Here is a 14,187-nt window from a genome sequence, read left to right on the forward strand (position 1 = left end):
GGAGGTTTAACAGTGAAAGTTTTAGAAGAAGTTAAATTACATAATAAACCTAAAATGAATAAACCTGAACTTCTGGCTCCGGCTGGTAATTTAGAAAAATTAAAAATTGCAGTACACTATGGAGCAGATGCTGTGTTCCTCGGTGGACAAGAATACGGTTTAAGATCAAATGCAGATAATTTTACAATGGATGAAATTAAAGAAGGCGTTGAATTTGCACAACGCTATGGTGCTAAAATTTATGTTACTACCAATATCATTGCGCATGATGAAAATATAAATGGATTAGATGATTATTTGCGTAATTTAGCCTTAACTGGTGCAACAGGCATTATCGTTGCTGACCCTCTTATTATTGAAACATGTAAACGTGTGGCACCTAAATTAGAGATACATTTATCTACACAGCAATCTCTTTCAAATTATAAAGCCGTTGAATTTTGGAAAGAAGAAGGCTTAGATCGAGTGGTATTAGCTCGTGAAACTGGAGCAATGGAAATGAAAGAGATGAAGGAAAAAGTAAATATTGAAATCGAATCTTTTATACATGGTGCGATGTGTATTGCTTATTCAGGAAGATGTACTTTAAGCAATCATATGACAGCGCGTGATTCCAATAGGGGTGGTTGTTGTCAAAGTTGTCGTTGGGATTATGACTTGTTACAAGTAGATCAACACGGCGAGTTAGATTTGTTCTATGACGATGATGAAGTTGCGCCATTTGCAATGAGTCCTAAAGATTTAAAACTAATCGAAGCTATACCAAAAATGATGGATATTGACGTTGATTCTTTAAAAATTGAAGGACGTATGAAATCTATTCATTATATTGCAACAGTTGTTTCTGTGTATCGCAAAGTCATCGATGCTTATGCGGAGGATCCAGAACATTTTAAAATCAAGCCAGAATGGTTAATCGAATTAGATAAATGTGCCAATAGAGATACGGCCTCAGCGTTTATTGAAGGCACGCCAGGCTATGAAGAACAAATGTTTGGGCAACAAAATAAAAAGAATGCATCATTTGACTTTTGTGGTTTAGTATTAGACTATGATAGTTCTACCCATATAGCCACAGTGCAACAACGTAATAAATTTGAACCTGGACAAGAAATCGAATTTTTTGGCCCTGAAATTGAAACATTTAGACAAGTTGTGGATACAATTTATGATGAAGAAGGTAATGAACTTGATGCTGCACGCCACCCATTGCAAATCGTGCAAATCAAAGTCGATCATCCAATTTATACCAACAACATGATGAGAAAGGAAATTGGATAATGAATAGTACGACAATTATAGGAATTGCAGGCGGCTCCGGATCGGGGAAAACATCAGTAACAAATGAAATTATGAAGAATTTAGAAGGTCATAGTGTTGCACTATTGGCTCAAGACTATTATTATAAAGACCAATCGCATTTAACTTTTGATGAACGCTTGGAAACCAATTATGACCATCCGTTTGCATTTGATAATGATTTGTTAATCGAGAATTTAAATGATTTGAGAAATGGGAAACAAATTGAAGTTCCAACGTATGATTATTCAAATCATACGAGAAGTGATAAAACGATTGCATTTAAGCCAAAAGATGTTATTATCGTGGAAGGTATATTTGCGCTTGAAAACAAAACATTAAGAGATTTAATGGATGTCAAAATTTATGTTGATACTGATGCTGATTTGCGTATCTTAAGGCGGTTACTTCGAGATACTGAAGAAAGAGGCCGTACTATGGATTCTGTTATAAATCAGTATTTAAATGTGGTGCGACCAATGCATAATCAATTTATAGAGCCAACTAAAAGATATGCAGATATTATTATTCCAGAAGGTGGCAGTAATAAAGTAGCAATCGATATAATGACGACAAAGATTCAAACTTTAGTAAGTAAACAATAGTATGTATATGTAAAGGAAGATGACATAATGGAAAATCAAAAGCAATATCCAATGACTCAAGAGGGTTTTGAGAAGCTAGAACATGAGTTAGAAGAATTAAAAACAGTTAAACGACCAGAAGTCGTTGAAAAAATTAAAGTAGCACGTTCTTTTGGTGACTTATCTGAGAACTCAGAGTACGATGCTGCAAAAGACGAACAAGGATTTATCGAACAAGATATTCAACGTGTAGAACATATGTTACGTAATGCACAGATTATCGAAGATACTGGTGATAACAATGAAGTTAAAATTGGTAAAACAGTAACAATTGTTGAATTACCAGGCGAAGAAGAAGAAGAATACCAAATTGTTGGTTCGGCTGAATCTGATGCATTCAATGGTAAAATTTCTAATGAATCACCAATGGCTAAAAGTTTAATTGGTAAAAAATTAGAAGAAGAAGTACGTGTACCGTTACCTAATGGTGGCGAAATAAACGTTATTATTAAAAATATTAAATAAAAAAATCCCCTTAAACATATATATGTTTAAGGGGATTTTACACTATATAAAAGTAATTATATACTTGATGGTAACATTTTGTTAACTTAATGATAAGAATCAAGTTTTAGAATAATATTGCTATTTTATTTACTAATATACTTTGTTTAATAAACGTTTACTTATTATTAGTAATAACTTTTTGTATTAAACACAATTTTAAAATAAATGATATACTATGAATAGCATGTGCACAATATAGTTTATTTGAAGATAAACTATATTGTAAATGTAATAAAGGGGGCATAATCTTTGAATTATAAATTAATTAATGAACAAACGATTATGATATATTTTGAAGAGCGTATTGATCCTGATACGTTTCAAAAGGTACAACGCGTTGAACAATATATTAAAGCACAAAACAATCCAGCGATTATTGAAGTAGTCTCTTCGTATCGCGCAATTATGTTAACCATTGATATCACTAAAAGTGATTTAACCTATATAATTAAAGCGCTTAATTTAAATCAAATGGACATAACAAAATTTAATGATACAGCTACACCAACACAAACAATTAATATACCAGTGTTATATGGTGGAAGTTATGGACAAGATATTCAAGAGGTAGCATCGCATAATAATTTAACTACTAAAGAGGTTATACGAATACATACTGAAAATACTTATTTAATTTATATGCTAGGTTTTATGCCTGGCTTTCCTTTTTTAGGAGGATTAGATACGCAATTACATACGCCAAGACGTCAAGAACCGAGGACAAGCATTCATGCAGGTTCTGTAGGTATTGCTAATAATCAAACAGGTCTCTATCCAAAACAATCGCCTGGTGGTTGGCAAATTATAGGACGTACGCCTATTAGAGTGTTTGATATTCATAGAGAACCTATGTGTTTATATGACGCAGGAGACTATATAAAATTTTATGCTATTGAAGTAGAAACATACCATCGTATATTAGATGAACAACAATATGACGATTTTGATATAGAAAAGTGGGTGAAAATTTAATATGTCTATAAAAATTTTAAATCCTGGACTATTTAGCACAATACAAGATCAAGGTAGAATTGGTTTTCAAAATCAAGGCTTTTCAAATGCAGGCGTGTTAGATCAATATGCATATAGATTAGGTCAAACACTTATTGGAAATAATGGACCTGCAATTGAATGCACAATTATTGGGCCAACACTTCAATTTTTAGAAGATAATTCTTTTATTATCACTGGTGCGCAATTTAATGCCAAGATAAATGATGAAGTGATTGATGTTCAAACAGTAACTTCAGTGAAAAAAGGGGATGTATTGGAACTAGGTGCTGTAGTTAATGGTGCAAGAGGTTATATTTTGTTTGGTAAACCGATAGATGTTCCAATTGTAGCTAGTAGTTATGCAACGCATACACGTAGTCATATCGGAGGATATAAAGGACGTGCCTTAAAAGGATACGATGTAATTTTGTGTAAACAAGACGATACATACCTTTCCCAAATAGGGTACAGTTTAGAATTAAATACTGAATCATTTAATAAAGATACAATTCAAATAATCGAAGGACCACAAATAAATCGATTCACTCAAGATGCGCAAGATAAATTAACAACAGTTGATTTTAAAATTTCAGAAAAATCAGACCGCATGGGATATCGATTACAAGGTGAGATAATTTCACCAATTAATTCTGCGGATATCATTTCTGAACCAGTAGCTTTAGGTAGCATTCAAGTTCCGAACGATGGCAATCCAATTATTCTATTGAATGATAAACAAACAGTTGGTGGTTATACAAAAATTGCTACTGTATGTGCTTCAGATTTACATATTTTAGCACAGAAACAACCGGGGGACATGCTACATTTTGAATGGACAACGATTGAAGAAGCAACAAATAAATTAAAACAACAAGAATTAGATTTCAAGAAAGTATTAGAAAATACAATCGATACACCTATTTATAATACAGCGCAATTCAGACCAACGGCTTCACGTATCAAAAAATTATTAAAAGGGGAATTAAAATGAATCTTGAAAAAATCGAGCAATTAATAAAATTAGTAAAAGAAAACGAAGTTAAAAAATTTGAATACAAAGATAGCAAAAGTGAAATATCTATAGATTTTAATGACAATAAATTACATTCATTTTCTTCCGATCATAGTTCACAAACTTTAGCCAACCAAGCATTCACTCAAAATCAAAGTGTAGCGGACGGCCAAACAAAGGAGCATGACAACTTTAAAGAAGTTAAATCACCAATGGTAGGTACGTTCTTCCAACAAGATGAAAAGGAGCTTACTGAGCCAATCATTCGTGTTGGTGATGAAATAAATAAAGGTGATACGATTGGTTTTATTGAAGCGATGAAAGTAATGAATGAAGTGAAAAGTGACATAGATGGTGTAGTGGAGGAAATCGTAGTAGCACATGGTGAGAATGTCGAATATAATCAGACGATTATTAAAATAAAATAAGTGAAAGAAAGGGGCGTTTGCTGTGTATCGTTGTTTAATAGCAAACAGAGGAGAGATAGCTGTTAGAATTATCCGAGCATGTAGAGAGATGGATGTTGAAACAGTAGCTATATATGCATTAGGGGATGAAACGAGTTTACATGTGAGTTTAGCTGATCAAGCTATTTGCATAGGTGAGGCAAATCCACTAGAGAGTTATTTGAATCAAGATCGAATTATTAGCGCCGCCAAAATCAGTGGCGCTACTGCAATACATCCAGGGTATGGCTTTTTATCAGAGAGTACTTCTTTTGCACAAAAAGTAGAAGAAAATAATATTGATTTCATTGGCCCAACACAATTGACGATGGAAATGATGGGTGATAAAATCACCGCTCGTCAAACAGTTGATGATGCGGGCGTGCCAATTATTCCTGGTTCTACGAATGCTGTGGAGTCAATTGAAGAAGTGAAGAAAATATCAAAAGATATTGGTTTCCCTCTAGTTTTAAAAGCTGCTAGCGGTGGCGGTGGTAAAGGTATTAGAATTGTTAAAACAGTTGGTGAATTAGCTAAAGCTTTTAAAGAAGCCAAGAGTGAGGGAGAAAAGTATTTTGGTGATGATCGTATTTATGTTGAATCGTTCATTCCCGTAGCGAAACATGTAGAAGTTCAAGTCATTGGTGATGGTAAGAATAATTACATACATTTAGGGGAAAGAGATTGTTCTGTACAAAGAAAAAACCAAAAATTAATTGAAGAATCACCATGTGCAGCAATAACAGAAGAGACTAGAAATGCAATGTGTACTGATGCTGTCAAAGTCGCAAATGCTTCTAATTATAGAAGTGCAGGCACAATCGAATTTTTAGTAACAGACGAAGCATATTATTTCATTGAAATGAATGCGCGTATTCAAGTAGAACATACGGTGACTGAAATGAGAGCGAATAGGGATTTACTACAAGCTCAACTATACTTGATGATAAATGGTGAATTGCCTTTTACACAGGAAGATATAGTTTTTGATGGACATGTAATCGAAGCACGAATTAATGCAGAGAACCCAGAACGACAATTCCAACCTTCACCAGGTAAAGTAGAAGCATTACACTTACCACAAGGATTTAACGTACGTGTAGATAGTTTACTTTACCAAGGTTATACTGTTTCTCCTTACTATGATTCTTTAGTAGCAAAAGTGATTGTAAAAGCACCCGACAGACAACGTGCAATCAATAAATTAAAAGTCACTTTAGATGAAATGGTGATAGACGGTTTTACAACAACTGCTGACTTTTTATACGCAGTATTATCATATCCATTGTATGCAGATGGAGATGCAAAAGAAGTAGATATAAAATTTTTAGATAGACATCAAATTATCAAGGGGGTATCTTAATGCAAGTAGACTTAAATTGTGATCTCGGTGAAGCATTCGGTAATTACTCATTTGGAGGGGATGAACAAATCATCCCACTAATTACTTCAGCAAATATCGCTTGTGGTTTTCACGCTGGTGACCAACATGTAATGAATGAAACAATTAAATTAGCCAAAGCACATGGTGTAGGAATCGGTGCTCATCCAGGATTGCCAGATTTACAAGGATTTGGACGTAGAAATATGGATTTATCACCAAATGAAATTTATGATATTGTTGTTTATCAAATTGGTGCATTAAGTGGATTTTGTAAAATTCATAACGTGAAGATTAATCACGTAAAACCGCATGGTGCCCTTTATCAAATGGGAGCTAGAAATAAAGATATAGCTCGTGCAATCGCACAAGCAGTATTTGATATTGACAAGACCCTAATATATGTGGGATTATCTAACACGTCATTAATTTCTGAAGCTAAATTAGTTGGTTTAACAACAGCTTCAGAAGTCTTTGCAGATAGACGTTACGAAGACGATGGCCAACTTGTAAGTAGGAAAGAACACGATGCACTAATTACGGATACAAATGAAGCAATTGAGCAAGTAGTTAACATGGTGAAATCGCAAACCGTTGTCGCAAAAAGCCAAAAGACCATCAGCATAGAAGCTGATACAATTTGTGTGCATGGAGATGGTGCACATGCTCTCGAGTTTGTAACACAAATTAGAGAAAGATTAACGAAAGAAGGCGTTTCTATAAAAAGTCTAGGGGGCTAACCTATGAAAGAAAGATTAAGTTCTGAAGAAAAAGGTTTTGAGTTCACAAAAAACCATAAAAGGTTATTATTAGGTTCGGTATTTTTAATGGCAACATCTGCTATAGGACCAGCATTTTTAACTCAAACCGCAGTATTTACTGCACAATTTACTTCAAGTTTCGCATTTGCTATTCTATTATCTATTATTATAGATATTGGAGCGCAAATAAATATTTGGAGAGTATTAGTAGTTACCGGTAAACGTGGTCAAGAAGTAGCAAATGAGATATTCAATGGGCTAGGTACAATTATTTCAATACTGATAGCCATTGGAGGATTAGCTTTCAATATCGGTAATATAGCAGGCGCTGGGCTTGGTTTAAATGCCATTTTCGGTTTAGATGTGAAGATTGGTGCTGCGATTACAGCAGTTCTAGCGATCGGTATCTTTATTAGTAAAAGTGGTCAAAAGATTATGGACTTTGTCACAATGTGTTTAGGTATGCTCATGATTGTAGTCATAGCATTCGTAATGTTCAAGGCCAATCCGCCATATGCAGAAGCGGCTAAACATTTAGTTATGCCAGAACAACCATTGGCGCTTGTATTACCGATTATTACTTTGGTAGGTGGAACAGTTGGTGGTTATATTACTTTTGCAGGGGCGCATAGAATTTTAGACTCTGGAATTAAAGGCAAAGAATATTTACCATTTATTAACAAAGCCGCCATCTCTGGCATATTGACTACCGGCGTTTTAAGAGCTTTATTATTCTTAGCGGTACTGGGTGTAGTTGTTACAGGTGTTACTTTAAGTTCAGAAAACCCACCAGCTTCAGTCTTTGAACATGTACTTGGACCAGTTGGACGTAGTATCTTTGGTGTCGTATTATTCGCAGCTGCAATGTCATCTGTAATTGGTTCTGCTTATACGAGTGCGACATTTTTAAAAACACTACATAAATCGATATACAATAAAACCAATATAATCGTAATTAGTTTTATTGTTGTTTCTTCACTAGTATTTTTATTCATAGGTCAACCAGTCACTTTATTAATTGTTGCTGGCGCACTTAACGGTTTTATTCTACCAATTACGTTAGGTACGATTTTAATAGCTAGTAAACGAAAATCAATTGTCGGAGATTATCATCATCCAACGTGGATGTTACTCTTTGGTATATTGGCAGTAATAGTTACAATTGCTGCAGCATTATTCTCTCTACAAAGCTTATCAGGTTTATTTGGTAGTTAATATATCAATATTTTAATACTCTGAACGATACATACTGCTAATGTATTGTTCAGAGTTTTTATATGGAAAAAAATAAAGAATTCAAATGTATAAAAAAATTAATATTACTAACTTAAAAATAGGGAAAATAACATATAGAATTTAATATAAAAAGTTGAACAATGATCGAGCTCTGAACATAAATGTGGTAGAATAACTAAGGCTAGGATTTTAATATGAGGTGAATTATAATGATAGGTATTATAGGTGCTATGGAAGAAGAAGTAGCAATCTTAAAAGATAAACTTGAAACATTAGAAGAAATAAAAATTGCGCATGTAATATTCTATAAAGGTCGTCTACATGATAAAGAGATAGTACTTACACAAAGTGGTATTGGTAAAGTGAATGTTGCAATTTCTACGACATTATTAATTGAGAAATTTAAACCTGATGTAATTATTAATACAGGCTCTGCAGGAGCTTTAGACAAAACATTAAATGTTGGTGATGTTGTTGTCAGTGATATGGTTGCTTATCATGATGCAGATGCAAGAGCGTTTGGTTATCAGTTAGGACAAATACCGCAAATGCCAGCACAATTTATTGCTGATGAGCATTTAATTAAAAAGGCAACAGATGCAATAAATGAACAACAACTTGTAGCTAAAACTGGGTTAATTGTGAGTGGAGATAGCTTTATTGGTACAACTGAGCAACGTACGACGATTAAAACGAACTTCCCACAAGCAATGGCTGCAGAAATGGAAGCTACTGCAATTGCACAAACCTGCTATCAATTTAATTTGCCATTCATAATTACGCGTGCAATTTCAGATTTAGCTGACGGCGATGCTGGTATTACGTTCGATGTATTTTTAGAAAAAGCAGCAATATCTTCTAGTGAAATTGTTGAGCGTTTAATTAAAACTATATAAAAAGGTGAAAATAAATAATGGGTATAATAAAAAGCTATTTTATGCCAAATGAATATGTGCAGTCCGTTTTTCAAATAGATATTGATAAACTAGCAGCATCTGGCGTGAAAGGAATTATTACAGATTTAGATAATACACTTGTAGGATGGGACGAAGCAGACCCGACTGTAGCAGTAAAACAATGGTTTGAGAAAGCAAATGCATTAGGTATCACAATTACGATTGTTTCTAATAATAATGAAAAACGTGTTGGTAGTTTTTCAAAATCATTGAATGTTGATTATATTTTCAAAGCAAAAAAACCAAGAGGTCGTGCTTTTAATCAAGCCGCACAATTAATGCACTTAAAACCTTCTGAAATTGTTGTGATTGGTGACCAAATGCTTACAGATGTATTTGGAGGTAATAGACGTGGCCTCTTCACAATTATGGTGGTACCCGTGAAACAAACGGATGGTTTTATTACGAAATTCAACCGAATGATAGAGCGAAGATTATTACAACACTTTAGAAAAAAAGGCTATATCAAATGGGAGGAAAATTGATTGACTGAAATTTTAAAATGTATCGGATGCGGTGCGCCACTTCAATCTGAAGATCCAGATGCGGCAGGCTATGTGCCAGAACATAATTTACATCGTGAAGATGTCATATGTAAAAGATGCTTTAGACTAAAAAATTACAATGAAGTTCAAGATGTTGGTTTAGATAGTGAAGACTTTTTAAATTTATTGAACGGTTTAGCAGATGAAAAAGGAATTGTAGTAAATGTTGTAGATGTCTTTGATTTTGAAGGATCTTTCATTAATGCAATCAAACGTATTGTAGGTAATAAAAAAATCATTTTAGTAGCCAATAAGTTAGATTTATTGCCTAAACAGATTAATAAACGTCGAGTTAAAGAATGGTTGAAGAAAACAGCAAGAAAATATGGTTTAGAAACTGAAGATGTTGTATTGATATCTGCAGAAAAAAATGAAGGAATAGATGATTTATTAGCATCTATTAACACATTACGTAATAACGACAATGTTTATATTGTAGGAACTACAAATGTTGGTAAATCTACGCTTATAAATAAATTAATTGAACGCAGTGTTGGTGAAAAAGATGTTGTTACTACATCTAGATTCCCAGGAACAACGCTAGACATGATTGACATACCGTTAGATGATACATCATTTATGTTTGATACTCCAGGCGTGATTCAAGAACATCAAATGACACATGTGGTAACGGACGATGAACTTAAAACGATTATGCCTAAAAAAGAAGTTAAGCAACGTGTATATCAATTGAATGAAGGTCAAACTTTATTCTTTGGTGGGATAGCGCGTATTGACTATGTTAGTGGTGGCAGACGTTCATTAGTATGTCATTTTTCAAACGAACTCAATATTCATAGAACTAAAACTGAAAATGCTAATGAATTGTGGAAAAATCAGTTAGGTGCATTATTGTCACCACCTCATAATCCTGATAATTTTGATTTACAAAATGTTAAAGCAGTAAGATTAGAAACAGGTAAAGAGAAGCGAGATGTGATGATTTCTGGATTAGGTTTTATAACGATTGATGAAGGTGCCAAAGTTATAGTTCGAGTACCTAAAAATGTAGATGTTGTATTAAGAAATTCAATAATGTAAGGTGTGTTTAATATGAAATATGCAGTAATAGGCAATCCTATTGATCATTCTTTGTCACCAGTTATGCATAATGCGAACTTTGAGACTTTAAATGATGATTCAACATATGAAGCGATTAATATTCCTGAAGCACATTTTCATCTTATTAAAGAAATCATAGAAGACAAAGCGCTCTCTGGATTTAATGTTACAATACCTCATAAAGAACGTATTTTACCTTATTTAGATGAAATTGATGACCAATCTAAAACAGTTGGTGCAGTTAATACAGTTAAAATTGAAGGCGGAAAATGGATAGGCTACAATACAGATGGCATAGGCTATGTTACAGGACTTAAACAGGCTTATCCGGATTTACAAAATGCGTATATACTCATTTTAGGTGCAGGCGGTGCCAGTAAAGGTATTGTAAACGAACTGAATAAACACGTTCGACCTAAATTAACTGTTGCTAATAGAACTATGAGTCGCTTTGATAACTGGGATTTAGATATCAATAAGATTAGTTTATCAGACGCAGAAAAATCATTGGCTGAATTTGATATTATTATTAATACTACACCTGCAGGTATGAATCAAAACAAAGATGTAGCCATAAGTCTCGACCAATTAGCTTCACATACATTAGTGAGTGATATTGTTTATATTCCTTTTAAAACGCCAATTTTAGAAATAGCAGAAGAAAAAGGCAATCCTATACACAATGGATTGGACATGTTTGTTTACCAAGGCGCAGAAAGTTTTGAGATTTGGACCGAACAAACACCAGACATTCAAGTAATGAAAGAAGCAGTACTAAAACATTTATAAAAGGAGCATATTATGCTAACAGGTAAACAAAAAAGATTTTTAAGAAGTAAAGCAAATAACGTAGACCCAACTTTCCAAATTGGGAAATCAGGTATAAATGATAACATGGTTAGTCAAATTAACGATATTTTAGAAAATAGAGAGTTAATTAAAGTACATGTTTTACAAAATAATTATGAAGATAAAAATGATTTAGCACAAAGCTTAAGTGATGCGACGAGAAGTGATGTCGTACAAGTAATCGGGTCTATGATTGTATTGTACAAAGAATCTCAAGATAACAAACAAATACAATTACCATAATGACTAAGTCAATTGTATTATATGGTGGGCAGTTTAACCCGATTCATACAGCTCACATGGTTGTTGCAAGTGAAGTGAATAACGTAATAAAACCTGAGAAGTTCTATTTTATACCGAGCTATATGTCTCCATTAAAAGAGCATAATGATTTTTTAGACGTGCAGTATAGAATAGATATGATTCAGTGTGCGATTAATGAACTTGGATTTGGAACAATTTGTCTTGATGAAATTGAACGAAAAGGGCAAAGCTACACTTATGATACAGTAGAGCATATTTTAAAGCAGCATCCTCAATCTAAGCTATACTTTGTTATAGGTACTGACCAATACAATCAACTTGAAAAGTGGTATAAAATTGATGAGTTAAAATCATTAATTACTTTTGTAATTGTTAATAGAGATAAATCAGCTCAAGAAGTAGAGCCTGGTATGTTAGCGATAAATATACCGCGTATTGATATTAGTTCAACATTAATCAGAGATAGAATTAAAAACGACGAAAATATTCAAGTTTTAGTTCCTCCTAGTGTAGAACAATATATCCGAGAGGAAGGTTTATATGAAAATTGATCAAGCAGTTAGTTTAGTTAAAGATAAATTACCCGAGAAAAGGTTTAACCATTCATTGAGAGTTGCTGAAACAGCTGTGAAATTAGCAGAAATCTATGATGGCGACAAAGACAAGGCTGAACTTGCAGGTATATTACATGATTACTGTAAATATGATGATTTAGGATCAATGTATCAAATCGTTACACAGAATGAATTAGATAGTAATTTACTGAGTTATGGTTCCGAAATATTACATGGCCCAGTAGCAGCTATAATAATGAATCAACAGTTTGATGTCACTGATGAAGAAGTCTTATTAGCGATTAAAAATCATACAACTGGACGCGCTCAAATGACAAAAACTGAGAAATTGATATTCATAGCTGATTATATAGAGCCAGGTCGTCAGACCCCAGGCGTTGAAGAAATTAGAGATTTAGCATACAATCAAGGTAGCTTAGATAAAACCATTTATGAAATTTCTAAGCGAACAGTTCTATATTTAATTAATAAAGATATTAATGTTTATGATGCCACGATTGCATGCTTGAATTATTACAATTACAGTGACGAAAGAGTAAAGGATGATTAAATGAATTCAGATCAATTATTAAACATTGCTGTCGAAGCAACAGAGAATAAAAAAGCAGAAGATATTATTTCTTTAAAAATGAAAGGCATTAGTGACATGACTGATTATTTTGTAGTTTGTCATGGTAATAACGAAAAACAAGTTCAAGCTATAGCTCGTTCGGTAAAAGATGCAGCAAGCGAAGCTGAAATCGAAGTAAAACGAATGGAAGGCTTTAATGATGCCAGATGGATTCTTATTGATCTATCTAATGTAGTTGTTCACGTATTCCATAAAGATGAACGTGATTACTATAATATTGAGAAATTATATCGTGATGCGCCTCTTGAGAGTTATAGACAGGTTGTTTATTAATTATGGTGCAATATGAAGAAATGAGCTTGTTCTATGATCAACTAACGTTAGATCAACCCTATGAATCATGGTTAGAAATTGTAAACCATTTTGCTGAAAATAGGACGTCTATATTAGATATTGGTTGTGGCACAGGCAGCTTAACATCATTGCTAACAGACTTTGACCAAATCACAGGTATGGATTTAAGTGTTGATATGCTTTCAATAGCAACTCAGAAATCTAACAAAGTGAATTGGATAGAAGGTGATATGACTGAATTTGAATTGAATCAGAAATTTGATGTAATTACGATTTTTTGTGATTCTTTAAATTATTTACCTGAAAAAGATAATGTCTTCACCACATTTAGTCATGTTTTTAACCATTTAGAAACAGAAGGTGTGTTTATGTTTGATGTTCATACACCTTTTAAAATGAATACATTATTTAATAACCAAAGTTATATCGATGAATCTGAAAAGGTTTTTCTTGCTTGGGAAGCTGTACAAGGCGAGGAACCACTGAGCGTTTGGCATGATATGTCATTCTTTATTAAACAAGACGACAATCAATATGCAAGGTTCGATGAATCTCATTATCAACGCACATACGCAGAAGCAGATTATATTGAAATGCTTAATAATGTAGGGTTTAGCCAAATTACTACGTTTGTCGATTTTGATATTAAGAATAATAGTCATGAAGGACATCGATTGTTTTTCATTGTCAAAAAATAAAAGTAAAATCACTCCTTTATACGTGTATAGTATA

At 33.3% G+C, this 14,187-nt stretch carries 18 protein-coding genes; all 18 read left to right on the top strand.

The window, feature by feature from the left end:
* Nucleotides 1–12: 12 nt before the first annotated feature.
* Nucleotides 13–1,281 carry a peptidase U32 family protein gene (locus tag PYW44_RS06215; protein ID WP_021339134.1) on the top strand — a complete coding sequence of 423 codons (1,269 nt, stop codon included), beginning with the start codon at nt 13–15 and terminating at the stop codon, nt 1,279–1,281.
* Nucleotides 1,281–1,904, top strand: coding sequence for a uridine kinase (gene udk, locus PYW44_RS06220; protein WP_002507444.1), 624 nt, complete (start codon nt 1,281–1,283; stop codon nt 1,902–1,904). The genes PYW44_RS06215 and udk overlap by 1 nt, the downstream gene beginning before the upstream one ends.
* A 27-nt stretch (nt 1,905–1,931) precedes the next feature.
* Nucleotides 1,932–2,408, top strand: coding sequence for a transcription elongation factor GreA (greA, locus tag PYW44_RS06225; protein WP_002512467.1), 477 nt, complete (start codon nt 1,932–1,934; stop codon nt 2,406–2,408).
* Between the two features lie 291 nt (nt 2,409–2,699).
* On the top strand, nt 2,700–3,422 hold the full coding sequence (gene pxpB, locus PYW44_RS06230; RefSeq protein WP_021339135.1) for a 5-oxoprolinase subunit PxpB: 723 nt from the start codon (nt 2,700–2,702) through the stop codon (nt 3,420–3,422).
* Between the two features lies 1 nt (nt 3,423).
* Nucleotides 3,424–4,434, top strand: coding sequence for a 5-oxoprolinase subunit C family protein (locus PYW44_RS06235; RefSeq protein ID WP_115075988.1), 1,011 nt, complete (start codon nt 3,424–3,426; stop codon nt 4,432–4,434).
* The gene (locus PYW44_RS06240) at nt 4,431–4,883 is read left to right on the top strand and encodes an acetyl-CoA carboxylase biotin carboxyl carrier protein (protein ID WP_021339137.1); all 453 of its coding nucleotides are present in this window, start codon (nt 4,431–4,433) and stop codon (nt 4,881–4,883) included. The genes PYW44_RS06235 and PYW44_RS06240 overlap by 4 nt, the downstream gene beginning before the upstream one ends.
* A gap of 22 nt (nt 4,884–4,905) precedes the next feature.
* A complete protein-coding gene (locus PYW44_RS06245) occupies nt 4,906–6,264 on the top strand; it encodes an acetyl-CoA carboxylase biotin carboxylase subunit (RefSeq protein ID WP_031265963.1) in 1,359 nt (452 codons plus the stop codon).
* Nucleotides 6,264–7,022 (top strand): 5-oxoprolinase subunit PxpA, encoded by a 759-nt coding sequence (gene pxpA, locus PYW44_RS06250; RefSeq protein ID WP_002512464.1) that lies wholly within the window; start codon nt 6,264–6,266, stop codon nt 7,020–7,022. Before PYW44_RS06245 ends, pxpA begins: the two co-directional genes overlap by 1 nt.
* A gap of 3 nt (nt 7,023–7,025) precedes the next feature.
* Nucleotides 7,026–8,258, top strand: coding sequence for an NRAMP family divalent metal transporter (locus tag PYW44_RS06255; protein WP_021339140.1), 1,233 nt, complete (start codon nt 7,026–7,028; stop codon nt 8,256–8,258).
* A gap of 230 nt (nt 8,259–8,488) precedes the next feature.
* Entirely contained in the window at nt 8,489–9,175 is a 687-nt protein-coding gene (gene mtnN, locus PYW44_RS06260; RefSeq protein ID WP_021339141.1) for a 5'-methylthioadenosine/S-adenosylhomocysteine nucleosidase, read from the top strand.
* A gap of 17 nt (nt 9,176–9,192) precedes the next feature.
* On the top strand, nt 9,193–9,720 hold the full coding sequence (locus tag PYW44_RS06265; protein WP_115075989.1) for a YqeG family HAD IIIA-type phosphatase: 528 nt from the start codon (nt 9,193–9,195) through the stop codon (nt 9,718–9,720).
* On the top strand, nt 9,721–10,821 hold the full coding sequence (gene yqeH, locus PYW44_RS06270; protein WP_002507453.1) for a ribosome biogenesis GTPase YqeH: 1,101 nt from the start codon (nt 9,721–9,723) through the stop codon (nt 10,819–10,821).
* A gap of 12 nt (nt 10,822–10,833) precedes the next feature.
* A complete protein-coding gene (gene aroE / locus PYW44_RS06275; RefSeq protein ID WP_021339143.1) occupies nt 10,834–11,631 on the top strand; it encodes a shikimate dehydrogenase in 798 nt (265 codons plus the stop codon).
* A gap of 12 nt (nt 11,632–11,643) precedes the next feature.
* Nucleotides 11,644–11,934, top strand: a complete 291-nt coding sequence (gene yhbY, locus PYW44_RS06280) for a ribosome assembly RNA-binding protein YhbY (protein ID WP_002507455.1) — start codon at nt 11,644–11,646, stop codon at nt 11,932–11,934.
* Nucleotides 11,934–12,506, top strand: coding sequence for a nicotinate-nucleotide adenylyltransferase (locus tag PYW44_RS06285; protein WP_002507456.1), 573 nt, complete (start codon nt 11,934–11,936; stop codon nt 12,504–12,506). Before yhbY ends, PYW44_RS06285 begins: the two co-directional genes overlap by 1 nt.
* The gene (gene yqeK, locus PYW44_RS06290) at nt 12,496–13,080 is read left to right on the top strand and encodes a bis(5'-nucleosyl)-tetraphosphatase (symmetrical) YqeK (protein ID WP_002507457.1); all 585 of its coding nucleotides are present in this window, start codon (nt 12,496–12,498) and stop codon (nt 13,078–13,080) included. The genes PYW44_RS06285 and yqeK overlap by 11 nt, the downstream gene beginning before the upstream one ends.
* Nucleotides 13,081–13,434 carry a ribosome silencing factor gene (gene rsfS, locus PYW44_RS06295; protein WP_002507458.1) on the top strand — a complete coding sequence of 118 codons (354 nt, stop codon included), beginning with the start codon at nt 13,081–13,083 and terminating at the stop codon, nt 13,432–13,434.
* Nucleotides 13,435–13,436: 2 nt separating this feature from the next.
* The gene (locus PYW44_RS06300) at nt 13,437–14,153 is read left to right on the top strand and encodes a class I SAM-dependent DNA methyltransferase (RefSeq protein WP_021339145.1); all 717 of its coding nucleotides are present in this window, start codon (nt 13,437–13,439) and stop codon (nt 14,151–14,153) included.
* Nucleotides 14,154–14,187 lie beyond the last annotated feature (34 nt).

It is taken from the genome of Staphylococcus equorum (genome assembly GCF_029024965.1).
Taxonomy (GTDB): Bacteria; Bacillota; Bacilli; order Staphylococcales; family Staphylococcaceae; genus Staphylococcus; species Staphylococcus equorum.